Source organism: Glutamicibacter nicotianae, from assembly GCF_002797775.1.
Taxonomy (GTDB): domain Bacteria; phylum Actinomycetota; class Actinomycetes; order Actinomycetales; family Micrococcaceae; genus Glutamicibacter; species Glutamicibacter nicotianae.
On record NZ_PGEY01000001.1, the window covers coordinates 529,078 to 553,427 of the forward strand.

A 24,350-nucleotide genomic window follows, 5' to 3' on the forward strand; every position below is an offset into this window, starting at 1 on the left:
AATGAAAATAACTCCCAGGACTGACTGACCGTTGGTCCCGACCGCCAGTTTCCCGGTCCTCGGTAGTGACTTTCGCTAGGGCAAATAGCTGCCCCAGCGCGGGTCTCGATCGAAGACCAGATCTGGGTAGGGCTATACGGTTCGCTCATCCACCATGTGGGAGCGATCGAAAGGAGCACCCCCTTAATGGAGGGTCCAGAAATCCAATTCGCCGAAGCGCTGATCGACAACGGCCGCTACGGTACCCGCACCATTCGCTTCGAAACCGGCCGCCTCGCCAAGCAGGCTGCTGGCTCGGCAATGGTCTACATCGACGAAGAGACCGCGCTGCTCTCGGCAACTACCGCCGGCAAGCACCCGCGCGAAGGCTTCGACTTCTTCCCGCTGACCGTGGACGTCGAGGAGCGCATGTACGCTGCCGGCCGCATCCCGGGCAGCTTCTTCCGCCGCGAAGGCCGCCCATCGACCGAAGCCATCCTGGCTTGCCGCCTGATGGACCGCCCGCTGCGCCCAGCCTTCGTCAAGGGCCTGCGCAACGAGGTCCAGGTTGTCGTCACCGTCCTGTCCATCGAGCCGGATGAGCTGTACGACGTCGTGGCAATCAACGCTTCGTCGATGTCCACCCAGCTTTCGGGCCTGCCATTCTCCGGCCCAATCGGCGGCGTTCGCGTTGCACTGGTTGATGACGGAAACGGCGCCCAGTGGGTTGCCTTCCCTAAGCACTCCGAGCTGAAGAACGCTGTCTTCAACATGGTTGTTGCCGGCCGCATCGCTGGCGATGACGTTGCCATCATGATGGTGGAAGCCGAAGCTACCGATAACGCTTGGGAACTGATCAAGGAACGCGGCGCCCAGGCTCCAACCGAAGAGGTTGTCGCCGAAGGCCTTGAGGCTGCCAAGCCATTCATCAAGGTCCTGTGCGAGGCCCAGGCCGACCTGGCTGCCCGCGCTGCCAAGGAAACCGTTGAGTTCCCGGTCTTCCGCGACTACGAAGACGATGCCTTCACCGCTGTCGAGGCTGCCGCTTCGACCCGCTTGGCAGAGATCTACACCATCGCTGACAAGCAGGAGCGCGACAACGCCGCAAGCGACTACAAGGACGAGATCCTGGCATCGCTGGCTGGCGAAGGCAACGCTTTCGAAGGCCGCGAGTCCGAGATCTCCAAGGCCTTCGGTGCGGTGACCAAGCACATCGTGCGCCAGCGCATCCTGACCGACCAGATCCGCATCGACGGCCGCGGCCTGGCTGACATCCGCCAGCTCTCCGCCGAGGTCGAGGTGCTGCCTCGCGTGCACGGTTCGGCTATCTTCGAGCGTGGCGAAACCCAGATCATGGGCGTCACCACCTTGAACATGCTGAAGATGGAACAGCAGATCGACTCGCTGTCCCCAGTGAAGTCCAAGCGCTACATGCACAACTACAACTTCCCTCCATACTCGACCGGCGAGACCGGTCGTGTTGGCTCGCCGAAGCGCCGCGAAATCGGCCACGGTGCACTGGCAGAGCGCGCGCTGGTTCCAGTGCTGCCAAGCCGCGAGGAATTCCCATACGCCATCCGCCAGGTCTCCGAGGCACTGGGCTCCAACGGCTCGACCTCTATGGGCTCGGTCTGCGCCTCGACCCTGTCGCTGCTGAACGCCGGCGTGCCGCTGAAGGCGCCGGTTGCAGGCATCGCCATGGGCCTGGTTTCGGACACCGTTGACGGCGAAACCCGTTACGCTGCCCTGACCGATATCCTCGGCGCCGAAGACGCCATGGGCGACATGGACTTCAAGGTTGCAGGTACCTCCGAGTTCGTGACCGCGATCCAGCTGGACACCAAGCTGGATGGCATTCCGGCTTCGGTGCTGGCCGCCGCGCTGACCCAGGCTCGCGAAGCACGCCTGCACATCCTGAACGTGCTGAACCAGGCCATCGACGCTCCGGATGAGCTGAATGTGAACGCCCCGCGCATCATCTCGGTGAAGATTCCAGTGGACAAGATCGGCGAGGTCATCGGCCCTAAGGGCAAGATGATCAACCAGATCCAGGAAGACACCGGCGCTGACATCTCGATCGAGGATGACGGCACCGTGCTGATCGGCGCAACCAACGGCGAATCCGCCGAGGCTGCCCGTTCGGCCATCAACGCCATCGCCAACCCTCAGGTTCCTGAGGTCGGCGAGCGTTACCTGGGCACCGTCGTGAAGCTGACCACCTTCGGTGCGTTCGTTTCGCTGACCCCGGGCAAGGACGGCCTGCTGCACATCTCCGAGCTGCGCAAGATCAACGACGGCAAGCGTGTCGAGGACGTCGAAGACGTCGTCGGCGTTGGCCAGAAGCTGCAGGTGGAGATCACCAAGATCGATGACCGTGGCAAGCTGTCGCTGGCTCCAGTCGTCGAGGAAGAAGCTGAAGAAGCAGTAGCTGCTGAGTAGTCTTTAGATTCCTGCAGGAAAACCCCGATTCACTTTGGTGAATCGGGGTTTTCCTTCTCTTCAGACCAGCTTGATTGGCATGGCTGGCAGGTCAGCGCCTACGCGGGTGCCGCATCCTTGCTGATGCCGGTGGCGTTCAGCGCCTCGAAGTGCAGGACTTCGACCTCGTGGCGATCCTCCTCCAGCTCCAGTGCTCGCTCGGCCCGGGCGAAGGAATCCTTTGCCTGAGCCTTCAAGGCTGCCGTCCAAGGGGCATCGGAGCGCGCAATCAGGGCACCGAGTTCCTTTTGGATCCGCATCATGACTTCGACGTCCGAAGCGCCATCGCGCGAGGTCGCCCGGAAGGCATCCTGGAGCATGTCCTGCGGCTCAAGCAGTCGAAGGTGGACCCGCCCGGCGTCCGGGGAATCCGGAATCCTTGCCTGCATGGCGATGTCCAGTACGCGGTGCGTTGCTTCCAGGACCTCGATGGCGGTTCCCGGATCATTGATTCCGGGGGAGAGCGACTTGCTGGAGATTTCCGACAGCGCGAGCAGCCCGAGCCGCGGGTCCTGTTCGAAAGTCCGGTGGTTGGCGATCACGAAGGCCCGCTGGATCGCTTCCTGGCTCTCTTCCGACACCTTGCCGCTCAGGTACGCAATGGGGTGCCCGGCAAAGATCCTTGAGCCTGGGCGGCGTTCGACCCAGAGCTGGCAGTTTTCCTGCTCGGCAATGCGCTGCAGAGCTGCCACGTCGACCTTGACCACGAATCCTGGATGGTCGCATTCCAGCGGGATGGCAGTCGTAGGCGGATCAACCCACAGCCGTCCGCCGAGCAGCGGCTGCTCGGCGTAGTCCGACATCGCCTGCGAGGCGGCATCGCCGACCCGGTCGATGATGTCGGCCATGCGGCCGAAAGTGGTGAGGAACGAGATCCAGCGCAGCAAGGTCACCAGCACCACGGCAATGACCAGGATGGTTCCCAACAGCAGCAGCGCTTTTTCCGAGCTGGAATAGACATCCAAGGACAACGCGATGATACCGACGATGGAGAATGCGAAAGCCCCCACGAAGGTAGACAGGGCAGTATGCGAGGTCCGGTCGGCAATCAGCAGCTGGATGGAGCGGGGAGTACCGATTTGCGTGGCAGTGGAGTATGCCGAGACCATCGTGGTCAGGGAAAACGTCGTGACAGCCAGCATCGACGTGGCCAGGATCTGCAGCAGTGTCGCGGCAGCATCGTTGCCGAGTGCTTCGAGCAGGTTCGCAGGGATGAGGTTGCCCAGTGATGGTGCGGCGATGGCCAAGAAGATTCCTGCCACGGTAAATACTGTGGCCCGGAACCAGATTCCGCGCAGCGACTGCTTTGCGTAGCTCAGTGCTCTTACCATGAATCCTCCTTGTGCCCCCTGTTCGCAGTATGAAGGCATTACTTTCCTAGTCGGCCGCTCAAAGCGGTGACGGCTGAGCTAGACATTTTCTTGAGGTGAATTTACGCCAGGAATTCCCGGGCTCCGAGAGCCCGGGCCGACCTGCTCATGCACGGAGCGGCAGAATTCCGCGAGGCGACCCTGTTAAGCAGGACACCCGGCTGGAGACCAGCCGAGTGTCCAGTGCAGGTTGAATCTGGCTCTGGGACCAGTGCCTGAATTTCAGCTCAGGTGCTTGTCGAAGAACTCGCGCAGCTGTACGCTCTTCTGCTTCGCGATGTCATCCCATTCGTCGATCGACGCCGAATCATCCGCGTAATCGGAGGGGATCTTGAAGATCTGCAACGGCACGTTGAAGCGCTGGCAGATGCTGGCGTAGGCGTAGCCTTCCATATCGACCAGCGAAGCACCCAATGACTTGATGTGGATGCGCTGTTCGTCATTGGAAACAAAAACGTCACCGGTAGCCATGGTCACTTGGTAATCAGGAAGCAGGACTTCACCTGCGGGATCCACATCCGCCGAAGGCAGCGGGAAATCGTGCTGGATCAGCTTGGTGACCTGGTAAATGGTGTCCAGGCTCGGGCGATCTTCACCGGCATGACCTACAACGCCGGCGGTGCCCAGTACTACGACGTTCTTGATGTTGCCCTCAGCGAGCACTCCAGCCAAGGCTACCGATGCGTTGATCTTGCCAACACCGGAAACGAGGTGCTCGACATCTGCAAAGGCTACGGCTTCGTCTGCGTGCGCAAAGACGAGCAAGGACTTCTGGTCCGACATGAACTTCCCCTCTAAAGAAATCGGCTCGGGGAGTGCTGCCCCGAACGTCCTAAGAAGTCTATCGGTTACCTCCTTCACTGAGGTCTCGATTCGCCAGACGGTGAGCAGATAGACTTTGCATATGAGTGATATTGAACTTGCTGAAGTTGAAAGCTTTGCACTGGACCACACCAAGGTGAAGGCGCCGTATGTGCGCAAAATCGGGGTGGAACACGGTCCCAAGGGCGATGCCATCACCAACTACGACATCCGTCTAGTCCAGCCAAACCACGGCGAGATTCCAACGGCTGGCCTGCACACCATCGAGCACACCATGGCTGGTTTGCTGCGTACCCGCATTGATGGCCTGATCGATTTCTCCCCATTTGGCTGCCGCACCGGCTTCCATATGATCCTGTGGGGCGAACCGACCCCGGCGGTTGTCGCCGCTGCTATTAAGAGCTCGCTGGAAGACATTGCCGAGAAGGTTACCTGGGAGGATGTTCCGGGAACCGAAGCCGTGAGCTGCGGCAATTACCGTGACCATTCACTGCACTCGGCTCGCGAATGGGCGAAGGTCGTCTTGGAACAAGGCATTAGCCTTGACGCGTTCGATCGTTCCAAGATTGCCTAAGCAGTAGCTTGTGAACTGGAAATCCCGTGTGTTCTGTTGGGGACGCGCGGGATTTTTTCTTGCTTGGCTGTTTCCTGGCCTGGCAGAAAGGTAGACGCCAAGCCGTAAATAAGCCGCAGAACCACTGCGAGCAGGCGCTAGCATGAAGACCATGCGCAGAGTTCTTTCCTTGGCATCAGTACTGGGAGCCATGTCGTTGGCTGTTAGTGGATGCATGAATTTCGATGCGGCAAGGACATCTAGCATCGGCAAGGAATGCCAATCGGCAATCCAGCGGCAGGACCCAAGCCTGGTCCGATCCTGAATCATCCCAAGAGATGATCGGCGAAGCCGAGAAAAAGTCGCTTAGTGCTTGCAAGGACCTCGATGAGTGGAGCACTGCTGTCTCCTATAATCCCGGATCAATGGGATATCCGGAATTGAGTACAGAAGATACCGCGAACACCGTTTACCTTGCCTGTGCCTCCAGCGACCCAGCGCGGCGGACCCCGGTGTGCGCTGATGCCGCGAAACGCGGATATCTCGATGCGACATGACCTGCAAATCTGCATGACGGTATTTCGATAGCAGCGGTTCGATCTCGTAATCTCCCAGAATGTGATGGCTCCATCACCAATGGGCTATTGCCTTCAAATGGCGTTTCTATGGGAGAATAAAAGACAGTGTACTTAGCTTGAAATCGCTATTCTCGACGAATTAAGGACGTATATTCGTGGCCATGATTCCATTGCCGTTGCATTCGGTGGAGACCACGCAGTTTTCTCCGATTGACCCGGCGGACCCGACGTTGGTCCACCGTGGCGAAGGCGGCTCTGAAGTCCGGCGCAGCATCCTGCCTGGTGGCGTACGAGTCCTGACGGAAGCGATGCCCGGACAGCGGTCCACTACTGTGGGATTCTGGGTTCCGGTCGGTTCCCGCGACGAGGAAGCAGGACACTACGGCTCCACACACTTCCTGGAGCACTTGCTCTTCAAGGGCACTGCAAAGCGAACTGCCTTGGAAATTGCCCAGTCCTTCGACGCAGTGGGCGGCGAATCGAACGCAGCCACCGCCAAGGAATCGACCTGCTATTACGCCCGGGTGCTTGACACGGATCTGCCGATGGCGCTGGAGGTCATCGCTGACATGGTCACCTCGGCGGTGATCGATCCGCAGGAACTGGAGCAGGAGCGCGGGGTGATCATCGAAGAGCTTGCCATGGATGCAGATGACGCGATGGACGTCGCCCACGAGCGCTTCGTTGCCAACGTCCTGGGCGATCACCCGCTGGGACGGCCTATTGGCGGAACTCCAGAAGAGATCATGGAGATCTCCCGCGAGGCAGTCATGGAGCACTACCGTGCGCACTACCGCCCAAGCGAGCTGATTGTTACTGCCGCAGGTTCCCTGGAGCACGACAAGCTGTGCGAGCTGGTTCTCAAGGCGCTGGCTGAAGCTGGCTGGGAACTGGACCCGATGGCCGTACCGGAGCCACGCCGCATGGGCGAGCCGGCACAGATCACCTCGAAGGCCGGGCTGGAAGTCATCAACCGCCCGGGCGAGCAAGCCAATATCATCATGGGCTGCTCGGGCATCACCGGCCACGACGACCGGCGCCAGGTGCTAGCGGTGCTGAACGCTGTGCTCGGCGGCGGCATGAGCTCCCGCTTGTTCCAGGAAATCCGGGAGAAGCGCGGACTGGTGTACTCGACCTACTCCTTCTCCGCCGCCTATACGGATGCCGGATACTTTGGCATGTACGCAGGTTGCGCCCCGGCCAAGGCGGCTCAAGTTATCGGGTTGCTCGGCGACGAGTTGGATCGCTTGGCCAAGGACGGCATCAGCGAGTCTGAATTGGCGCAGGCCAAGGGCCAGCTATCCGGCGGAACGGTGCTGGCCTTGGAGGATCCCGGAAGCCGCATGTCCCGTTTGGGCCGGGCAGAAATGATTACCGGCGAATTCCAAGATATCGACGAAGCCCTGTCCCGCGTCAATGCAGTCTCTGCCCAGGACGTGCAGCAACTGGCTCAGGAACTGGCGGCCAAGGATCGTGTGATCACCGTGGTAGGACCGTTTGAGAATGAAGCCGCGTTAGGCCTCTAGAATCCACTGGCAGTGCCCCTTGGACCGAATCTGCCGAAGTCGATTCACGGGGCATTGCCGTGTTATTTGTTCAAGCAACGGCTTCGACTAGCGCCGCAAGCTCGGGCGCATGGGAGAAATTGAACCCATGCGCACCGTGGCGCATGACAGTAAGCTTGGCCTGCGGAGTTTTGGCGACCAAGCGAAGACCGAACTCCGGGGGAGAGAGCGGATCCCGGGTGCCGCATACGACATCAACCGGGCAGTGCACCGTGCGGAGCAAATCGATGGTGGAGTAATCCAGCATCTCGGCGCAGCTCTTGGCCCACCATGGGATGCCGCAACGCAGGTAGTCGACAAGCAAGATCGCCTTCACCGAGTTCAACTCGTGCGGAAAATCCTCGATGAGCCGGCGTGCCTGCCTGAAGAGCGTCGCCTCGCGGTCGTTGACCGCGGGAGCTGCAATGATCAGGTGCTTGACCAGGTCCGGCCACGCGCGAGCCAGCTCAATGGAAACCTGCGCACCCATGGAATGCCCGAGGACAATTGCGTTCTCCACCTTCAGCTCGCGCAACGCCAGTGCCACTTCGTGTGCAAAACGCGGTACGGTCACCGGGCGGCCATCATCGAGATTCTTGCCATGGCCGGGCAGCTCGGGAACGATCACCCGATGCTTCTGCGCCAAGATGTTTGCCAGCGGAGTGAAATAGCGGCTGGAAGCTCCGAGCCCATGCAGGAGCACCACGTCAGGCCCCTGGCCCGCGACGCGAACCGAGAGCCTGGTTTTCAAGGATTCGGGCAAATGCCCAAAGTACTCGTGGCGCACGCCAGCCTTTCATCGTGCGAAAAGTGCGCACATACTATCAGTAGGGAAAATCGGCACGCTCGCCAGAAATGGCGAGACGAGCGCCAAGGGAGCTAGCCGCCCACCCCGGTCGAATGCTGATTAATGGCGGAACGGAGATCTTCCGGGAAGAGTTCCTTCACGTCTTTTTCGTAGTCGGAACCGTCACTTGGACGACGCAGTTCTTGCCCGTCGATGCGGAATGGGAAGGCGTCGGCTTGAGCCGCGGCATCCGCGGATTCCTGGCTATCGGGTGCGCAGGTAGCCCAGCCGTAGGTCGTGGAATCCTCGATTCGGAAAACTTCTACCTGGCATGTCGGTGATTCGATAACCGTTCCCTGCTCTTGGACGATATCGATGATTGATGCTCGTTCGTCATCCGACAGGGTGATCGGTTCGCTGCCAGAACCGCAGGAAGTGCATGCGAAGGTCGCGGCGAGGATTGCACCGATGCCGAAACCAATACGCTTAATTTTCTGACCCATGGCCCTGCTCACTATTTGGGAACTCCTGACACATATTTTTCCCCTATTTGCTGGGCAAAACAAGTTGGACTGGCCGTAGGGTGCCTCCGCAATGATTTGCCGACAGCTCCCTGCTGAGAAGTCGTTGCAAAACTCGAGAGAGATCACGTCATCGTTGGCAGGACTGGTGCGTTCAGGAGGATAGGCTTAAGCCCATGAGTGCACAGATCAAGGTGGCCGTGCTCGGCGCGGCAGGACGAATGGGCTCGGAAGCGGTCAAGGCCGTGACTGAGGCCGCAGACATGGAACTGGTTGCAAGCTTGGGGCGAGGCGACGACCTGTCGCAGATCCTCCAAGCCGGAGCAACCCACATTGTTGACCTTTCCGTGCCAGCATCCACCGAAGACAACGTGCGTTTCGCCGTTGAGCATGGACTGCATGCGGTCGTCGGCACCACCGGCTGGGATGATGCCCGCCGGGCAAATCTGGAAGCGTTGCTGAGCGAGCATCCCGAAGCCGGTGTGCTGATTGCGCCCAACTTCGCCCTCGGCTCCGTGCTGGCCAGCGCGTTCGCTGCCACTGCAGCGAAGTACTTCGAATCCGTCGAGATCATCGAACTGCATCACCCCAATAAGGTGGACGCTCCCAGCGGCACCGCGGTGCGTACCGCTGAACTGATCGCCAAGTCGCGTGAAGCCGCTGGGGTACCAGCCAGCCCTGATGCTACCGAGACCCAGCTCGACGGTGCCCGCGGTGCAGTTGTCGATGGAATCAACGTCCATTCGGTCCGCTTGCGTGGCTTGGTAGCCCACCAGGAAGTGCTCTTTGGCGGACCCGGCGAGCAGTTCACGTTGCGCCATGATTCCTTTGACCGTGCCTCGTTCATGCCGGGCGTCCTTCTGGGCCTGCGCACCGTTGGTTCCCGTCCGGGGTTGACCTATGGGCTCGACGGCTACCTGGAGCTGGACCAGTGAAAACCAAACTCTGGGTAGGCGGCATTCTGCTGCTGTTCGCGCTGTATATTGGCATGACATTCACCCAGGCCATCCGACTGCTGAATACTGGGGAGCTGGTCGCCCAGATCATGGGCATTGCGATCTTGGTGATTCCTGCCTTGTGCGTCTGGATACTGATTCGCGAAGTGCTCTTCGGTTTACGCACCGAGAAGATGGGCAAGGCCTTAGCCGCTTCGGGTGAGCTGCCAGAAGATCTTCCCCGCATGCCATCGGGGCGCTTCATCCGTTCGGCGGCCGACGCGGATTTCCCCAACCACCAGCGGGACGTGGAAGAGAACCCGGAGTCATGGAAATCCTGGTACCGCCTGGCGCTGGCATATGAAGCCTGTGGCGATAAGCCGCGGGCTCGCAAATCCATGCGTAGGGCGATCACCTTTTGGCAAGCAGATCAGAAGGTCAGCTAGTAGAAATCACGAATACCAGCATCTTGCGGAAGGCCCGGGCTCGCATGAGCCCGGGCCGTCGTTCTAGAATTTCAACTTCGTTGCAGGGTCGGAGTCTGCTCCGCTAAGTACCCTGACCCCGTATTCCAAGGGGCCCGATGCCCTGCTGAAGCCAAGCCAAAGCCCGAAGATGGCAGTCGCTGCACAAAGAATCCACCAGATGGCCATCGGACCCATGTTCTCTTTCATCGCTGGCAGCAAGACGATGTGTCCTGCATACAAGGTCAGTGGTGCGCGGCCGGCGCCCGCCAGCATCCGGCCCAGCACGCCAAGACGGCCAATGACCAGCGATAGCAGTCCGATGATTGCGGCTGCGCAGGCGGCGTTGTGCAAGGTGGACAGCAAGGAATTGCTGTGGCCCGTCGGCAGCCAGAGATAGGCGGGATGATCCAGGAGTGGATCGAGATTAGTGCCTGGCAAACGCCCGGTGGTGATCATCGTTGGAACGAGGGATAAGTCCAGACCCAGTTCTTGGGCTATGATCCCGGCATTCTTCATGCTCACCAGATGTCCCGCTGCATAGGTCGCTGCGGCGATGAGAGTCCCGCCCGCAGTCAGCAGGCCTGCAGTTTTAGCGCTGCGAAGATCGCATCGTCCGATGGCTATTCCCAGCAGGCCGAATCCGAACCAGATTAGCAACGGGTAGTATCCGGTGACGGCCAGATCCTTGAACAGCAGTTGCGGGGTCAGAACATCGCCGAAGCTTGGATTATGGCCCAGAAAATTCCCCATCCAGCTGTTGGCCAGCGGTCGCCAAAGAACCGGCATCAGCAGCAGCCACAAAGCTGAGACTACCCAAATGGTTATTCTTGAGAGCTTCAGAGCCAGCGGAAGCAATAGAAATAGTAGCCCATAGTGGACAAGGATGACTGCGATGGCTTCATTTATTGACCCAATTGCCATTCCGAGCACGGCAATAATTAATGCTCTCAGCACAAGGACTGAGTAAACCTTAGGGTGGGAGAAGCCCTTCCGGGCCAAGGATTTCGAGAGCAAACACAGGGACAATCCGGCCAGCACCATGAACAGGACCGATGCCCTGCCGGAGGTGAAAGCCCCGGTAAACGTTGGGGAGTAGGCGGGTGCGCCGCCGATTTCATACAGTGCGAAGACGTGCGCGGCGAACATGCCGAGGATGGCGGCAAGCCGCGCCGCATCCACGCCCAGCAGGCGCTGGGAACTACCCGAATCGTTCATGGAATCATCGCACCACGAATAGTTCCGGGGATGCCAATGCAACATGCGCGAGTGTAGATTTAATCCCATGGCTACAAGTTCAATTGATAAGCAGGCATACCCGTTCGGAACCGTGCTGACCGCTATGGTCACGCCCTTCGACGAAGCGGGTGAAGTCGATTACGCGTTGGCCGCAAAACTGGCAACGAAGCTGGTTGATGATGGCTGCGACGGACTAGTTGTCACCGGCACCACCGGCGAGACCTCGACCTTGACCGATGAAGAGAACATCGAGATGTTCCGTACCGTCGCCAAAGCGGTGGACGGCCGGGCCGCGGTGCTGGCCGGTTCCACCACGAACGACACCCGCCACTCCATCAAGCTTTCGCTGGCAGCCAAGGAAGCGGGCGTCGATGGTGTGCTGTTGACCACCCCTTACTACAACAAGCCAAGCCAGGCAGGCGTTATCGCCCACGTGAAGGCCATCGCCGAAGCTGTTGAGCTGCCCATCATGCTCTATGACATCCCTGGACGCACCGGCATTGCGCTGGCACCGGAAACCATTATCGAGCTGGCCAAGATTCCTCAGGTCATTGCGCTGAAGGATGCCAAAGCGGATTACCAGTCCACCACCACCGTGCTGGCCAACACCGATCTGCACGTGTACTCGGGCGATGACGGCCTGACCCTGCCGCTGATGGCGGCCGGTGCAGTTGGCGTGGTTTCGGTCACCGCTCACGTTGCAGCCGCCAAGTACCGTACGCTAGTTAATGCAATGCATGCAGGAGATCTGGCAACTGCACGCACCACACACTTTGAGCTGGACGCGATCCAGCGCGGCATCATGGGCCACATTCAGGGCGCCGTTGCCGCAAAATATGGACTTCACTGGCAGGGTGTCCTGCCGAACACCGTCGTCCGGCTGCCGCTGTTGGCACCGTCGGACGCAGAGCTAGATGCCATCCGCGCGGACCTACGTGAAGGTGGATGGGATCTGTAACGAAAGGGACTAACCACATATGACTGAGAGTTCAGTAGGCAAGGCTGACGCTGCGCGTATGCAGACTCCGGCGAAGCTGAAGAAGGGGACAATGCGCATTGTTCCCCTCGGCGGCTTGGGCGAGGTCGGCCGAAACATGACCGTATTCGAACTCAACGGGAAACTGTTGATCGTCGACTGCGGCGTGCTCTTCCCCGAAGAGCACCAGCCTGGCGTGGATCTGATCCTGCCGGACTTCTCCTACATCAAGGACCGCCTGGACGACGTGGTGGGCCTCGTGCTGACCCACGGCCACGAGGACCATATCGGTGCTGTTCCGTACCTGCTGCGCCTGCGCGAAGACATCCCCTTGTACGGGTCCAAGCTGACCCTGGCCTTCGTTGAAGCAAAGCTGGCAGAACACCGCATCAAGGCCAACACCAACATCGTGGTGGAGGGCGAGATCGCGCAGGTTGGCAACTTCGAATGCGAATTCGTTGCCGTGAACCACTCGATCCCCGACGCCCTGGCAGTATTCCTGCGCACCGAGGCCGGCACCGTGCTGCACACCGGCGACTTCAAGATGGACCAGCTGCCGCTGGATGGCCGCATCACCGACCTGCGCCACTTCGCGCGTCTGGGCGAGGAAGGCGTGGACCTGTTCCTGCCGGACTCCACCAACGCCGAAGTCCCGGGCTTCACCGTGGCCGAACGCGAGATCGGCCCTGTCCTCGAAGCCAAGTTCGCGCGCGCCCGCCGCCGCATCATTGTCGCGTCCTTCTCCTCGCACGTGCACCGTGTGCAGCAGGTGCTGGATGCGGCCGCGATGCACGGGCGCAAGGTTGCCTTCATCGGCCGCTCGATGGTGCGCAACATGGGCATCGCCGAACGCCTGGGCTACCTCGACGTTCCGCAGGGCGTGCTTGTCGACCTGAAGCAGATCGACTCGCTGCCGGACCACAAGGTCGTGCTGATGTCCACCGGTTCGCAGGGCGAGCCGATGGCCGCCCTGTCCCGCATGGCCAACGGCGAGCACAAGGTCCAGATCAACCCGGGCGATACCGTCATCCTGGCCTCCAGCCTGATCCCGGGCAATGAGAACTCGGTCTTCCGCGTGATAAATGGCTTGATGCGCTTGGGAGCAGAGGTCATCCACAAGGGCATGGCCAAGGTCCACGTTTCCGGCCACGCATCGGCTGGCGAATTGCTGTACTGCTACAACATCCTGCGCCCGAAGAACGTGCTCCCGGTGCACGGCGAAACCCGCCACCTGATCGCCAACGGCCGCCTGGCGGCGCAAGCCGGCGTCCCGGAAGACAACGTGCTGCTGGCAGACGACGGTTCGGTCATCGACATGAAGGACGGCGTTGCGAAGCTGGTGGGCCAGGTCGAATGCGGATATGTCTACGTTGACGGCTCCAAGGTCGGCACCATCACCGATGAGGACTTGAAGGACCGTGTCACCCTGGGCGAGGAAGGCTTCATTTCGGTCATCACCGTGATCAACCGCCAGAACGGCACGATCATCTCCGGCCCGGACATCCACGCACGCGGTGTGGCGGAAGAGGGCTCGGTCTTCAACGAGATCAAGCCGAAGATTGCAGCCGCGATTGTGGAAGCAGTGGGCAACAACCCGAACCACACCACGCACCAGCTGCAGCAGATCACCCGCCGCGTGATCGGCTCGTGGGTATCGCGCAAGCTGCGCCGCCGCCCAATGATCGTCCCGGTAGTGCTCGAAGCCTAGACTTCCGGAATTATTGCCTCGAACCAATTATGGTTCGAGGCAATAATTTTTTGGACAGCTCCAACAGTGCCTGTGTAGAAATTCAGTGTCATCCAACGAAACTCAAGAATGCAGGCTTCGGCCAATCAGGCCGTTCGATTGCCGGAGCAGGACTTTGCGGCACGACGTGCCCCGTTTGCGCGTCCATGACAATGACCGAATCCCACTGGTCCGCATCGATCCGCTCCAGCACCTCCCCGGTGCGAGTGTCCATGATAACTGCGCTGTCCCAATCACCGGTTGGGGTAAAACCTTGCGTGTCAGCGATTGCTGGTGACGAGAGAGCCAAGGCACCAATTGCCAAAGCGGCAGTAGCCATGAATTTCGAGCGTTTGTGCAACGTATTCTCCAAATGCCGTAAAAATGCTTTTGGCTCACTCTACCGACATTCTGGTAGGAATACGGTAAGCGCCAAACTGTTTGAAGCTGAATGATTCCCGGCATTGGGTGCTGTCACAGCGCATTTGAGGCAGAATTGGGCTCAACGCCAGCTCAAGGAGACGAAACATGCTCAGGCATCGCACAAGGTTCGGAATGAAACCGCCGAGGAGGAATGCGCATGATTGAGTTCGAGAACGTCTCGAAGCACTATCCGGATGGCACGGTTGCCGTCAAGGATTTCAGCCTGCAAATTCCGGCACACCGCACCACAGTCTTCGTGGGATCCTCAGGCTGCGGCAAGACGACCTTGCTGCGGATGGTAAACCGCATGGTTGATCCGAGCCATGGAGTGCTTCGGATCGATGGGGAGGACATCACCAACAAGCCAGCGGTGGAACTGCGTCGAAGCATTGGCTACGTCATGCAGAACTCGGGACTCATGCCGCATTTCACCGTCGCGGAGAACATCGCTACCGTGCCGCGGCTTCAAGGCATGTCCAAAGCCGCGTCACGCAAACGAGCCCTCGAACTCATGGAAACCGTAGGTTTAATTCCTGGGCAGGCCGACCGCTATCCGCACCAACTCTCGGGAGGCCAGCAGCAGCGAGTCGGTGTCGCCAGGGCACTTGCCTCGGACCCGAACATCCTGCTCATGGATGAGCCCTTCGGCGCGGTTGACCCTATCGTTCGCGCCGAGCTGCAAGAAGAATTGCTTCGACTCCAAAGAGAACTCGACAAGGCCATTGTCTTTGTTACCCACGATATTGACGAGGCCTTCCTGCTGGGAGACCAGGTAGTGATTCTGGCGGCCGGCGCACAGAAGCTCCAAGTAGGCAGCCCCAGTGAAATTATTGAGCATCCAGCCAATGATTTCGTCGCCTCCTTCATCGGTGCGCAGCGCGGGTCCCGGGCATTGAGCCTGAAGCAGACGGAACATGGAACCGTCCTTATAGATGCGCAAGGTCGGACGCAGGGCAAGCTTGTCGAGGACGGAACAGTCCAGTGAACTGGATCCTGGAAAACCTCGGACTCATTGGGTCGCTTTCGCTGGAGCACCTGCGCCAGTCCGTGATAGCAATTGTTCTCGGATTCGCTGCGTCGATCCCGCTGGGTTGGGTGGCTTGGAAATACAAGCTCGTGCGCGGACCAGTCGTGAGCCTCACTGGATTGCTCTACACGATCCCTTCATTGGCTTTGCTGATGATTCTGCCCGTGCTCACCGGGATGAGCGCGATCAGCGAAGCCAACTTGATTCTCGCTCTGGCGATCTACGCGGTCGCCATCATGGTGCGCAGCGTGGTCGACGGGCTGAACTCGGTCGACCCGGCAACCAGGTCGGCGGCAACGGCCATGGGCTACGGAACGGCACGTCGTTTCTTTGCTGTTGACCTCCCGTTGGCCGGTCCCGTGGTTCTGGCCGGATTGCGCGTGACCGCGGTCAGCACGATCTCGCTGGCGACGGTTGGCATCCTGGTAGGCGTCACCAACTTGGGCTACTTGTTCACCAACGGCTTGCAGCGCCGCATTATCGAGGAAGTCCTGGCCGGCATTATCGCAGTGGCAGCGATCGCCCTGCTGGTCGACCTGCTGTTGCTTTTGGCGGGTCGTTGGCTGATGCCGTGGACCACGGCGAGCACCTTGAAGCGGCGAACGCCGGCGCCGAAGTCCACTGAACGGGCTGCATCATGAATCTGATTTCCGATGCGCTGTCATGGATCTTCGCAGCTGAACAGTGGCAGGGCGATGGGGGATTGGCTGCCCTGCTGGGGCAGCACCTGCTGTTCACCGTGCTGGCAGTGCTGATCGCTGGCGTGATTGCCATCCCCGCCGGATGGGCAATCGGGCACACTGGCAAAGGGCGCGAAATTGCGGTCGGCATCGCCGGCATTGCCCGGGCGGTGCCATCCTTCGGCTTGCTGATCCTGCTGGTGCTGCTGCTCGGTGTACTGCACAAGCCAGAAGCGGCCCTGCTGACTTTCGTTGTGCTGGCGATTCCATCACTGCTTGCGGGAGCATACACCGGCTTCGAAGCCATTGACCGCAAAACCATTGACGCTGCCAGGGCCGTGGGGATGACCGAATGGCAGATACTCTTCAAAGTCGAGATTCCACTAGGCCTTGCCCTGCTCGTGGGCGGGATCCGCTCCGCAGTGCTTCAAGTGGTGGCCACGGTAACTGTCGCCGCCTACGTGAACCTCGGCGGCCTGGGCTTGCCCATCATCACCGGACTGAACCTGCGGCGCTTCGACATGGTCCTTGGTGGAGCCTTGATGGTTGCGGCGCTGGCCCTTGTGCTGGACTTGGCATTTGCCACGGCCCAGAAAGCTGCCGTACCGCGCGGTCTGGGTGCGCGCACGAAGAAGAAGTTCCACTATACCGATGACCAAATCACCCTCGAAAGGGAAATGTCATGAACAGGAAGCAGTTTTTCTCCACAAGCGCTCTCGTGCTGGCCGGAAGCCTGGTACTGGCCGGATGTTCCAGTGCGGACCCGCTGGCCACGGAAAGCGATGCCGCCCAGGATGGCGGAACAACAGTCGTGGTAGGTTCGCAGGCCTACTACTCAAATGAAATTGTCGCCGAGATCTATGCCCAGGCACTTGAAGGAGCCGGCATGGAAGTAGAACGGCAATTCAGCATCGGGCAGCGCGATGCCTACATGCCTCAGCTGGAAGACGGAAGCATCGACGTCTTCCCTGAATACACGGGCAACCTGCTGCAGTTCTACAAGGAAGACACCGAAGCACGTTCCTCCGAGGAAGTCTATGACGAGCTGAAGAAGTCCTTGCCAGAATCACTCGCGGTGCTCGAAGCCGCCGAGGCTTCGGACCAGGACTCCTATACGGTGACGAAAAAATTCGCCGATGCCAACAAGCTCACCAGCATCGAGGACCTTGCCGGCATCACCGAACCATTGACCGTGGGCGGCCCGCCCGAACTTGCTGAGCGCCCCTACGGCCCCAAGGGCTTGGAAAGCACCTACGGCGTGAAGGCGGAGTTCTCTGCAACGGGCGATACGACCGTTGAAGACCTGGTCGCCGGCACGGTGAACATTGCCAACGTCTTTACCGCCGATCCGCGCATCCAGACCGAGGACCTCGTGGTTCTGGAAGATCCGAAGTCGCTGTTCCTGGCATCAAACGTGGTGCCATTGGTGGCTGCTGATCAATCCGAGGAATTGGCGGAAGTCCTCAATCCGGTCAGTGAGAAACTGACGGCGCAGGTTCTGGTGAACCTGAATGTCCACAGCACCGTGGACAAGAAATCGGCAGCCGACATCGCTTCGGCCTGGCTGGCTTCCGAGGGACTCTAGCCCGCAATCCAGCACAGAAAAGCAGCATCACGGCAGCCGTGCCGCCCGTTCAATATCGGGCAGTGCGGCTGCTTTTCATTGCCCGAAAACGGCTTGGGCTGGGAAGAGCGCGGTGCTGACATATTTTGACAATTGATAATGATTCTCATTAGTGTTTAGCGTTGTTGGCTGAGGACTCGCTGGAATTCGGCGGTCGACGCCCGCCTGCCATGAATGGAGCACTGATAGATGAAAAAACTCAACCCCTGGAAGCTGGCCGTGCCAGTTGCAGTCTTGGCTTTGGTAACCGGGTGCAGCACGCCGGCCGGATCCGCCAGCGGCGCGCCGCAGGGTGCCGAGACGACAAACCTTGTCCTAGACAGCTGCGGAAGGCAAGTAGTCTTCGACAAGGCCCCGGAAAGCGTTCTCGCTGTGGGCTCGGAAGCGCCAGCCCTATTGACTGCCGCTGGAGCGGGAGACAAGCTCACGCACTACGCAGGCAGCATGCAGGTGCCTTTCGACGAAGAAACCATGGCGGTGGTGCGCAAGGCCGATCGGATCACCGAAGACTCCCATGACGTCTCCTACGAAATGATCCTGGCCTCGGGTGCGGACGTGGTGATCGGAACCGATATCGCAGCCGGAATCGATCTGGATTCGTTGGCAGAGCGTTTGGAAAGCGCCGGAGTGAAGATGCTGACCGTCAGCGGGTACTGCGCTGGATTCGAGGATCGATCCACCGGAGGACTGAGCGGTTTCGACCAGATCTACAAGGATGTGGAATCCTACGGACAGCTCTTCGGCACCGAACAGGTAGCCGCCGGCTCGGTGAAGGACATGCGCTCCCGCGTCGAGCAGGCAGCGCGCAATGCCAAGCAGGCCAGTGGGCAGCGGGGCATGCCGTTGTACGTGCCCGTCTCCGGCACCTTGGGATCCTATGGCCATGAATCCCTGATTGCCGAGCAGATGGAATTACTGGGCATGGAGAACGTCTTCAGCGACGTTCCCAAGCGCTACTTCGAGCCCTCCACCGAAGAACTCGTGAACAGCTCAGCCGACAAGGTCTTCGCCATGTACCTGCCGACCGGGTCCTCGAACTTGGAAACGGACCAGCAGGTCATCGACGAGCTGCGCAACCGCCCCGAATTGGCGGGTTTGCCCGCCATTGACCAGGACAGCGCCATTGTGCCGCTGAACTACTACTATTCCTCGCCCGGTCCGCTGGCCGTGGACGGGGTCGAGCTGATCGCCGACCGGCTGGCCCGTTGATGAGCCGGCCAGCGGCAGTGCGCCGTCCAATGCACTCTCAGATCAGGCAAGCTCGCTCGGCACACGGTTACAGTCCCCGCAGTGCTCTGGCCTGGTGGGCTACGGAAGTGGAATTTGCCAAGCTCAGCCCGGCATCGAATACCACCGTGCTGGTGACCAGCCGACATCCGGAGGCGCACTACCACAGCATTGCTGACCGGTTGTTGCGTGCCGAGCATGTGCATGCCGAGCAAGTCGGGTTCATCCTGCCGCCCAGCTCGCCGAAAGCCGATGCCCGGCTGCACATGGCCGGTGGGGAGTTCTGCGCAAATGCCGCGTTGTCGCTCGCCGCGCTGCATGCCGCGCGCCGGGCCGGCCTCGGCCCATTGGAGCTGCTGATCGAGGTTTCCGGGGCCATTGAGCCGTTGAGCTGCCGGGTAGAACCGGCCGGCACTGCCTACCGCTGCCAGCTGGAGATTCCATGGCCGCTGCGCATCGATCCCTATCCATTCCCGGGCGTTGCCGACGCCGGACTCGTGCGCTTCGCCGATGCGGTGCATCTGGTCGCCGAATGCGACGGTTCGGATCCTCAGCTGCGCAAGCGGGCGCAGCAGCAGGCCCTGGAGCTGGGCGCTCGCGAAGCGGTGTCCGTGGTGGGCATCATGCTCTACGATCCGGCACGTGGCCAGCTGGCCCCGCTGGTCAGCGTTCCGGCGCTTGGGAGCCTCGTCTGGGAAGGCAGCTGCGGATCAGGAAGCGCCGCTCTAGGCGCCTACCTCGCTGCGAAAACTGGAGCTCCGGTCAAAGCCAGCGTGAAACAGCCCGGAGGCACCGTGAAGGTGCACGCAGATTGCGGCACCGGGGCCACCGCGCTGCAGATCTGCACGGAAGTCAGCATGGTGGCCGAAGGGACTGCATATATCCATGATTGAAATACCACCGGGCACCCCGTCCGCCGCCGAGGCTGGCCTGGCTGTCGTGTTGCGCGGCTACCTCGACCGGTTCGCTGAAGCTGCCCAAGGTTATGACGGCTCGACGCGCCACGCTGCCGCACTCGAAGAACTGCTGGCCAGCTATGCCCGGCTGGTCACGGACCCTGCCAATGAACCGGGCTATGGCCAACTGGCCGCCACCGAAGCCGGCACGGCACTGGTGGCGGCGCTGCGTACCGAATCGGCGCGCTGCGTCGCGGTCATCGAGAAGTACAGGGCACTGCGCTTGCTTGAAGGGCGAACCGCAGCGGATGGGTACTTCGCCAATATCGAATCCTGCATCGCGGAGGAATTTGGGGCCGTCGCCCCGGATGCCGGCTCCAAGGTGCTGCTGGTCGGCTCGGGTTCCTTCCCGATGACTCTGCTGAACTTGGCTTCGCTCACCGGAGCAAGCGCTGTGGGGATCGACATCGATCCTGAGGCGCTGGACCTGGGTCGACGAGTCGTAGAGCAGTTGGGGGAGGGCCTGGATATCCGCCTGCTGGGTGAGGAAATCGACCAGCTGGGCTTCCTGCACGATGTCACGCACATCGTCTTCAGCTCCACGGTTTCCCTGAAATACGAGTTGCTGCACCAGCTGCACGCGTGCACCCGTGATGACGTGGTGGTGGCAATGCGCTTCGGTGACGGGCTGAAATCGCTGTTCAACTACCCGATGCAACCGGTGGACCCCCTGTTGTGGCAGTTGACCGGCACCATCAGCCAGCCCGGGCAGGTCTTTGACATCGCGCTGTACACCAAGGCGCACACGAAAACTGAAAGCAATTAGCCGATGAATGAACTAGGGAATATCCTTATCGCCGGAACTGGGCCGGCTGCGGTGCAATGCGCCGTGCTGCTGCGGGCGCTGCCCGGAGAACTGGGCATTGCGGGGCGCGCCTCGCGGCGCTCGGACGCCTTCTTCGCCGCGCTGGATGCCAATGCCGGCATCGCCCAGGTCCAGGTGCAGAACACTGGCCATGCCGCATTGGCGGGGAGGGCGTGTATCGATCACCGCTACCGCAGCTACCAGCAGGTGCGCGGGGTCTGGGGCACCCTGGTGTTGGCGGTCACCGCCGACGCCTACCTGCCAGTGCTGCGCGACCTGCCGCAGGCAGTGCTGGACACGATTGCGAGGATCGTGCTGCTCTCGCCCACGCTGGGTTCGGCGGCGCTGGTGCGCGAATTCGCTCGCAGCAGTGGCGCCGACCCGGAAATCATCAGCCTCTCCAGCTATCTGGCGGACACCAGGCAGGTGGAGGGGGCCGGCGGAGCGCTGGTGCTGACCGCCGGCGCAAAGAACCGAATCTACGCCGGCTCCACTGGCGGGGACACGCCAGCGCTGCAGCGGGTGCGCGCAGTGCATGCCGCAGCTGGCACACAGGTGAAACTGATGGGTCTGCCGGTGGAAGCTGAAGCCCGGAACATGTCGCTATACGTGCATCCGGCCTTGTTCTTCAACGAGGTGGCGCTGCGCGCGGTCTTCACCCCGGCTCCGTCCACCCAATACGTGTACAAGCTCTATCCCGAAGGCCCTGTCACCCCGGCGCTGATCCACTCCATGGCCGAGGCCTGGCGTGAGCTGTCGGCGATTACCACCGCACTCGGCGGGCAGCCGGTCAATCTGCTGGCCTTCATGCTCGATGACGGCTATCCGGTGCACCCCCAGAGCATCGCCCCGGGGAAGGCGGCCAGCTTCGAGCAGCTGCCGGCGGTGGAGCAGGAATACCTGCTCTACGTGCGCTATGCTTCGCTGCTTATCGACCCCTTCTCGCAACCCGACGAACTGGGGCGATACTTCGACTTTTCGGCGATCGCCTTCCGCCCGGTCTTCCGCAATGACCAGGACGAGTGGGATGTGCCGCGGATGCCCAAGGAAGACTATTACCGCACCAAGATCATCGCCGGAATGGCCAGGAAGCTGGCAGTGCCGTGCCCGATGCTCGACTCGTTGCTCGGCGCCTACGAGAAAGCACTGGCACAGGCCGCCGAGGCCCGGAAAGGCGAAAACTGCTCGCCGGCCTTCGCAGTGCAGGACTTTGCTGCGGATCTGGACATGATCAGTGCCGGAATCGGTTGTGCAGCATGAGCCAGCCCGACCTGCACACCACGCACCAATTGCCCAGCGAACGGCGCATTATCGCGGAGATCTGGCCTGCGCTGCTGGCCTCGGCACTGGGCTTGCTGCCCTTCACGGTGCTGAGCACCTTCCTGGTGCCCATCGCGGACTGGGCCGGGGCCGGCTACGCCGAAACCGGAACCCTGCGCGGGCTGGCCGGCATTGGCGCGGTGCTCGCCGGAGTTGCGCTGGCCCCGCTGATCGGGCGCATCGCCCCGGGCACCGTGGCCGCCGCGGCGTTGGGATTGATGGGCCTGGCAGCCATCGTGGGAACCTTTTCGGGACTGGCCGCGCTGGCGGTATTCTGCCTGGCCACCGGCGTATCCAACGCCTTGCTGTACCCCGCGCTGTCCACCGCGGCCGCGGACCGGTTCGGCACCACGCCGGCCGCCGGCCGGGCGGCCACCTTGGTGATGACGGCCCAGACTTTGGCTTCCACGGTGGGCGCGCCGCTGCTGGTGCTGCCGGCGCTGTTCTGGGGGTGGCAGGGCAATCTGGTCGCCATCGCCGTGCTCAGCATCGCGCTGATCCCGGCGGTGCTGCGCTACGGCCGCCGTGGCGCTGGGCACGCCGGGGACACCCCGGCCCCTGCCCGGCTGGGCTACCTTGCGGCCTTCCGCACCCTGGCTGGGGTGCCCGGCGCCCGGGTTCTGCTGCTGGTTTCCTTCGGGCGCGCCGGAGCCTTCATGGGGCATCTGGCCTTCCTCGCTCCGCTGTATGCCCAGAAATTCTCCCTGGATGCCAATTGGTTCGCCTTCGTCTGGTCGGTTAGTGGCGGGGCCTTCTTCCTCGGCCACCTGCTGGCCGGTCGAATGCTCAATACCGAAGACTCGCCGGCCCGCACCCGTGCCGTGATGGTTATCAGCCTGGGTATTTCGCTCGTGGCGCTGTCCGGGGTCTACCTCGCTCCGGTGCTGCCGCTGGCGGTGGCCGGCACAGCGGTGCTTTCGGCCAGCCACGCGGTGGTCTCGGCCGCCGTGATGAGCCTGTTGGTGAGCCGCTGCACGCAGGTGCGCGGCACCGCGCTGAGCCTGAACGCGGCCGGAATGTCCCTGGGCTTGTTCCTGGGCACGGCGGCTTCCGGCGCGGCGCTGGCCGGCTCCGGCTACCTGGCCGCCGCTGCCGTGCTGTGCGCATTGACACTGGTGGCGCTGGCTTCCGCGCTGACCCTGCGCACCCCTTCCCCTGCCAAAACCCTGGAAAGGCAACCATGACCCCGTTGGATTCTGCAGTGCGAGCACACCGGGAGCCGCTGGCCGGTTCAGGCGATGATCTGGATCATGACCGGCGCGCCCGGCACGCATGGCTGTGGATTTGCGCGCTGCTGAGCGTGTTGCTGGTCTCTGTGCCGGTGGCCGTAGGGCTCGGCCCGGTGGCCATTGAGCCGGGCACCGTCCTGCAGATCCTCAAGGCGCACCTGTCCGGGGCAGCCGACTCCGGTGCCTTCAGCGCATCGGATGAGTCCATTGTCCTGCTGCTGCGCGTTCCGCGGGTCCTTCTGGGCGCCGCCGTCGGCGCCGGGCTGGCCCTGGCCGGGGTGGCGCTGCAGGCGCTGACCCGCAACATCCTGGCTGAACCGTACCTGCTGGGCGTGACCTCCGGGGCGTCGACGCTCTCGGCGGCCTCGATCCTCTTCGGAGCGGCCGCCGGCATCGGAACGGCCTCGCTGGCGGCCAGCGCCTTTGCCGGGGCGTTGGCCGCGGGGATCTTCGTCTACCTGCTGGCACGGGTCGGCTCCGAGATGACATCCACCCGTCTGGTCCTGGCAGGGGTGTCAGTGGGCTATGTGCTGCACGCGCTCACCTCGCTGCTGATTTTCGCTTCGGATGATCCCAACGCCGGGCGTTCGGTGCTGTTCTGGACCCTGGGTTCCTTGGCGCAGGCTACCGGGCAGTCGGTCATGATCACCTGGGTCGTGGTGCTCGGGACAGCTACGCTGCTGGCCTATTGGTCGCGGCCGCTGGATGCGCTGGCCATTGGCGATGGCACCGCGCAGGCACTGGGCATAGCTCCGGCCAAGCTGCGCGCGTCCGTGATGGTCGTGACCGCGGTGTGCGTGGGCGCGCTGGTCGCCTCCTCAGGCGGCATCGGGTTTGTCGGGCTGGTGATTCCGCACGTGGCCCGGCTGTGCGTTGGATCGACGCACCGGATCCTGATACCGGTCGCCGCGCTGCTCGGTGCGGTGTTCCTGGTCTGGGCCGATGTGCTGGCCCGGACGGCCATGGCGCCGCAGGAGTTGCCCCTGGGCATCGTGACGGCGCTGCTCGGTGCCCCATTGCTGTTCGCGCTGGTTCGCAAGCTCAATGCGGTCCAGTAGGAAAAACGAACCTGGAAGAAGGCAAGAAG

General features: G+C 61.5%; 23 protein-coding genes. 17 read left to right on the forward strand and 6 right to left on the reverse strand.

The features are described 5' to 3' along the window. Nucleotides 1-186 precede the first annotated feature (186 nt). Nucleotides 187-2,418, forward strand: a complete 2,232-nt coding sequence (locus ATK23_RS02395; protein WP_066139212.1) for a polyribonucleotide nucleotidyltransferase — start codon at nucleotides 187-189, stop codon at nucleotides 2,416-2,418. Nucleotides 2,419-2,516: 98 nt separating this feature from the next. On the opposite strand, the gene ATK23_RS02400 is transcribed toward ATK23_RS02395, so the two are convergent. Both ATK23_RS02400 and ATK23_RS02405 read right to left on the reverse strand, forming a co-directional pair. Beyond that, nucleotides 2,517-3,788 carry a DUF2254 domain-containing protein gene (locus tag ATK23_RS02400; protein WP_066139209.1) on the reverse strand — a complete coding sequence of 424 codons (1,272 nt, stop codon included), beginning with the start codon at nucleotides 3,786-3,788 and terminating at the stop codon, nucleotides 2,517-2,519. Between the two features lie 261 nt (nucleotides 3,789-4,049). Continuing rightward, on the reverse strand, nucleotides 4,050-4,610 hold the full coding sequence (locus ATK23_RS02405; protein WP_066139206.1) for a phosphorylase family protein: 561 nt from the start codon (nucleotides 4,608-4,610) through the stop codon (nucleotides 4,050-4,052). 121 nt (nucleotides 4,611-4,731) lie between these two features. Between ATK23_RS02405 and ATK23_RS02410 the strand changes: the two genes are divergently transcribed. Further along, nucleotides 4,732-5,223, forward strand: a complete 492-nt coding sequence (locus tag ATK23_RS02410; RefSeq protein WP_038989613.1) for an S-ribosylhomocysteine lyase — start codon at nucleotides 4,732-4,734, stop codon at nucleotides 5,221-5,223. Nucleotides 5,224-5,935: 712 nt separating this feature from the next. After that, nucleotides 5,936-7,306, forward strand: a complete 1,371-nt coding sequence (locus ATK23_RS02415; RefSeq protein WP_407645288.1) for a M16 family metallopeptidase — start codon at nucleotides 5,936-5,938, stop codon at nucleotides 7,304-7,306. Between the two features lie 70 nt (nucleotides 7,307-7,376). On the opposite strand, the gene ATK23_RS02420 is transcribed toward ATK23_RS02415, so the two are convergent. Together ATK23_RS02420 and ATK23_RS02425 are read right to left on the reverse strand one after the other, a co-directional pair. Continuing rightward, nucleotides 7,377-8,111, reverse strand: coding sequence for an alpha/beta fold hydrolase (locus ATK23_RS02420; RefSeq protein ID WP_066139203.1), 735 nt, complete (start codon nucleotides 8,109-8,111; stop codon nucleotides 7,377-7,379). Between the two features lie 92 nt (nucleotides 8,112-8,203). After that, nucleotides 8,204-8,614 (reverse strand): hypothetical protein, encoded by a 411-nt coding sequence (locus ATK23_RS02425; RefSeq protein WP_038989612.1) that lies wholly within the window; start codon nucleotides 8,612-8,614, stop codon nucleotides 8,204-8,206. 194 nt (nucleotides 8,615-8,808) lie between these two features. Between ATK23_RS02425 and dapB the strand changes: the two genes are divergently transcribed. Together dapB and ATK23_RS02435 are read left to right on the forward strand one after the other, a co-directional pair. After that, the gene (gene dapB / locus ATK23_RS02430) at nucleotides 8,809-9,567 is read left to right on the forward strand and encodes a 4-hydroxy-tetrahydrodipicolinate reductase (protein WP_066139200.1); all 759 of its coding nucleotides are present in this window, start codon (nucleotides 8,809-8,811) and stop codon (nucleotides 9,565-9,567) included. Then, a complete protein-coding gene (locus tag ATK23_RS02435) occupies nucleotides 9,564-10,013 on the forward strand; it encodes a tetratricopeptide repeat protein (RefSeq protein WP_066139198.1) in 450 nt (149 codons plus the stop codon). Before dapB ends, ATK23_RS02435 begins: the two co-directional genes overlap by 4 nt. Nucleotides 10,014-10,076: 63 nt before the next feature. Here the strand turns inward: ATK23_RS02435 and ATK23_RS02440 are convergent, their stop codons facing one another. Next, nucleotides 10,077-11,249, reverse strand: coding sequence for a heparan-alpha-glucosaminide N-acetyltransferase domain-containing protein (locus ATK23_RS02440; RefSeq protein WP_157801624.1), 1,173 nt, complete (start codon nucleotides 11,247-11,249; stop codon nucleotides 10,077-10,079). A gap of 67 nt (nucleotides 11,250-11,316) precedes the next feature. On the opposite strand from ATK23_RS02440, the gene dapA reads away from it, so the two are divergent. Together dapA and ATK23_RS02450 are read left to right on the forward strand one after the other, a co-directional pair. Next, the gene (dapA, locus tag ATK23_RS02445; protein ID WP_066139191.1) at nucleotides 11,317-12,228 is read left to right on the forward strand and encodes a 4-hydroxy-tetrahydrodipicolinate synthase; all 912 of its coding nucleotides are present in this window, start codon (nucleotides 11,317-11,319) and stop codon (nucleotides 12,226-12,228) included. Between the two features lie 19 nt (nucleotides 12,229-12,247). Next, nucleotides 12,248-13,954 (forward strand): ribonuclease J, encoded by a 1,707-nt coding sequence (locus tag ATK23_RS02450; RefSeq protein WP_066139186.1) that lies wholly within the window; start codon nucleotides 12,248-12,250, stop codon nucleotides 13,952-13,954. Between the two features lie 88 nt (nucleotides 13,955-14,042). Here ATK23_RS02450 and ATK23_RS02455 read toward each other — a convergent pair whose 3' ends face one another. Next, the gene (locus ATK23_RS02455; protein ID WP_157801625.1) at nucleotides 14,043-14,345 is read right to left on the reverse strand and encodes a hypothetical protein; all 303 of its coding nucleotides are present in this window, start codon (nucleotides 14,343-14,345) and stop codon (nucleotides 14,043-14,045) included. 207 nt (nucleotides 14,346-14,552) lie between these two features. On the opposite strand from ATK23_RS02455, the gene ATK23_RS02460 reads away from it, so the two are divergent. From ATK23_RS02460 to ATK23_RS02505, 10 genes are all read left to right on the forward strand, one after another. Then, entirely contained in the window at nucleotides 14,553-15,380 is an 828-nt protein-coding gene (locus tag ATK23_RS02460) for an ABC transporter ATP-binding protein (RefSeq protein ID WP_066140268.1), read from the forward strand. Beyond that, a complete protein-coding gene (locus ATK23_RS02465) occupies nucleotides 15,377-16,063 on the forward strand; it encodes an ABC transporter permease (RefSeq protein ID WP_066139180.1) in 687 nt (228 codons plus the stop codon). Before ATK23_RS02460 ends, ATK23_RS02465 begins: the two co-directional genes overlap by 4 nt. After that, nucleotides 16,060-16,788: an ABC transporter permease gene (locus tag ATK23_RS02470; protein ID WP_066139177.1), complete on the forward strand. Its 729-nt coding sequence runs from the start codon at nucleotides 16,060-16,062 to the stop codon at nucleotides 16,786-16,788. The genes ATK23_RS02465 and ATK23_RS02470 overlap by 4 nt, the downstream gene beginning before the upstream one ends. Beyond that, nucleotides 16,785-17,687 (forward strand): ABC transporter substrate-binding protein, encoded by a 903-nt coding sequence (locus ATK23_RS02475; RefSeq protein WP_066139174.1) that lies wholly within the window; start codon nucleotides 16,785-16,787, stop codon nucleotides 17,685-17,687. Before ATK23_RS02470 ends, ATK23_RS02475 begins: the two co-directional genes overlap by 4 nt. A gap of 228 nt (nucleotides 17,688-17,915) precedes the next feature. Beyond that, on the forward strand, nucleotides 17,916-18,935 hold the full coding sequence (locus tag ATK23_RS02480; protein ID WP_066139171.1) for an ABC transporter substrate-binding protein: 1,020 nt from the start codon (nucleotides 17,916-17,918) through the stop codon (nucleotides 18,933-18,935). Between the two features lie 107 nt (nucleotides 18,936-19,042). Further along, nucleotides 19,043-19,846, forward strand: a complete 804-nt coding sequence (locus ATK23_RS02485; RefSeq protein ID WP_083515473.1) for a histidine racemase CntK family protein — start codon at nucleotides 19,043-19,045, stop codon at nucleotides 19,844-19,846. Continuing rightward, nucleotides 19,839-20,675, forward strand: coding sequence for a class I SAM-dependent methyltransferase (locus ATK23_RS02490; RefSeq protein ID WP_066139169.1), 837 nt, complete (start codon nucleotides 19,839-19,841; stop codon nucleotides 20,673-20,675). Before ATK23_RS02485 ends, ATK23_RS02490 begins: the two co-directional genes overlap by 8 nt. A 3-nt stretch (nucleotides 20,676-20,678) precedes the next feature. Further along, nucleotides 20,679-21,974 (forward strand): opine metallophore biosynthesis dehydrogenase, encoded by a 1,296-nt coding sequence (locus ATK23_RS02495; RefSeq protein ID WP_066139165.1) that lies wholly within the window; start codon nucleotides 20,679-20,681, stop codon nucleotides 21,972-21,974. Beyond that, a complete protein-coding gene (locus tag ATK23_RS02500) occupies nucleotides 21,971-23,218 on the forward strand; it encodes an MFS transporter (RefSeq protein WP_066139162.1) in 1,248 nt (415 codons plus the stop codon). The genes ATK23_RS02495 and ATK23_RS02500 overlap by 4 nt, the downstream gene beginning before the upstream one ends. A gap of 17 nt (nucleotides 23,219-23,235) precedes the next feature. After that, on the forward strand, nucleotides 23,236-24,321 hold the full coding sequence (locus ATK23_RS02505) for a FecCD family ABC transporter permease (RefSeq protein WP_245858286.1): 1,086 nt from the start codon (nucleotides 23,236-23,238) through the stop codon (nucleotides 24,319-24,321). The last annotated feature ends 29 nt before the right edge of the window (nucleotides 24,322-24,350 follow it).

Bases quoted from the DNA above. Each gene is read 5' to 3' on its own strand.
- ATK23_RS02405 (WP_066139206.1), bottom strand. From the start codon at position 4,610: ATGTCGGACCAGAAGTCCTTGCTCGTCTTTGCGCACGCAGACGAAGCC.
- dapA (WP_066139191.1), top strand. From the start codon at position 11,317: ATGGCTACAAGTTCAATTGATAAGCAGGCATACCCGTTCGGAACCGTG.
- ATK23_RS02450 (WP_066139186.1), top strand. From the start codon at position 12,248: ATGACTGAGAGTTCAGTAGGCAAGGCTGACGCTGCGCGTATGCAGACT.
- ATK23_RS02395 (WP_066139212.1), top strand. From the start codon at position 187: ATGGAGGGTCCAGAAATCCAATTCGCCGAAGCGCTGATCGACAACGGC.
- dapB (WP_066139200.1), top strand. From the start codon at position 8,809: ATGAGTGCACAGATCAAGGTGGCCGTGCTCGGCGCGGCAGGACGAATG.
- ATK23_RS02480 (WP_066139171.1), top strand. From the start codon at position 17,916: ATGAAAAAACTCAACCCCTGGAAGCTGGCCGTGCCAGTTGCAGTCTTG.
- ATK23_RS02440 (WP_157801624.1), bottom strand. From the start codon at position 11,249: ATGAACGATTCGGGTAGTTCCCAGCGCCTGCTGGGCGTGGATGCGGCG.
- ATK23_RS02410 (WP_038989613.1), top strand. From the start codon at position 4,732: ATGAGTGATATTGAACTTGCTGAAGTTGAAAGCTTTGCACTGGACCAC.
- ATK23_RS02500 (WP_066139162.1), top strand. From the start codon at position 21,971: ATGAGCCAGCCCGACCTGCACACCACGCACCAATTGCCCAGCGAACGG.
- ATK23_RS02400 (WP_066139209.1), bottom strand. From the start codon at position 3,788: ATGGTAAGAGCACTGAGCTACGCAAAGCAGTCGCTGCGCGGAATCTGG.
- ATK23_RS02470 (WP_066139177.1), top strand. From the start codon at position 16,060: ATGAATCTGATTTCCGATGCGCTGTCATGGATCTTCGCAGCTGAACAG.
- ATK23_RS02475 (WP_066139174.1), top strand. From the start codon at position 16,785: ATGAACAGGAAGCAGTTTTTCTCCACAAGCGCTCTCGTGCTGGCCGGA.
- ATK23_RS02490 (WP_066139169.1), top strand. From the start codon at position 19,839: ATGATTGAAATACCACCGGGCACCCCGTCCGCCGCCGAGGCTGGCCTG.
- ATK23_RS02495 (WP_066139165.1), top strand. From the start codon at position 20,679: ATGAATGAACTAGGGAATATCCTTATCGCCGGAACTGGGCCGGCTGCG.
- ATK23_RS02460 (WP_066140268.1), top strand. From the start codon at position 14,553: ATGATTGAGTTCGAGAACGTCTCGAAGCACTATCCGGATGGCACGGTT.
- ATK23_RS02425 (WP_038989612.1), bottom strand. From the start codon at position 8,614: ATGGGTCAGAAAATTAAGCGTATTGGTTTCGGCATCGGTGCAATCCTC.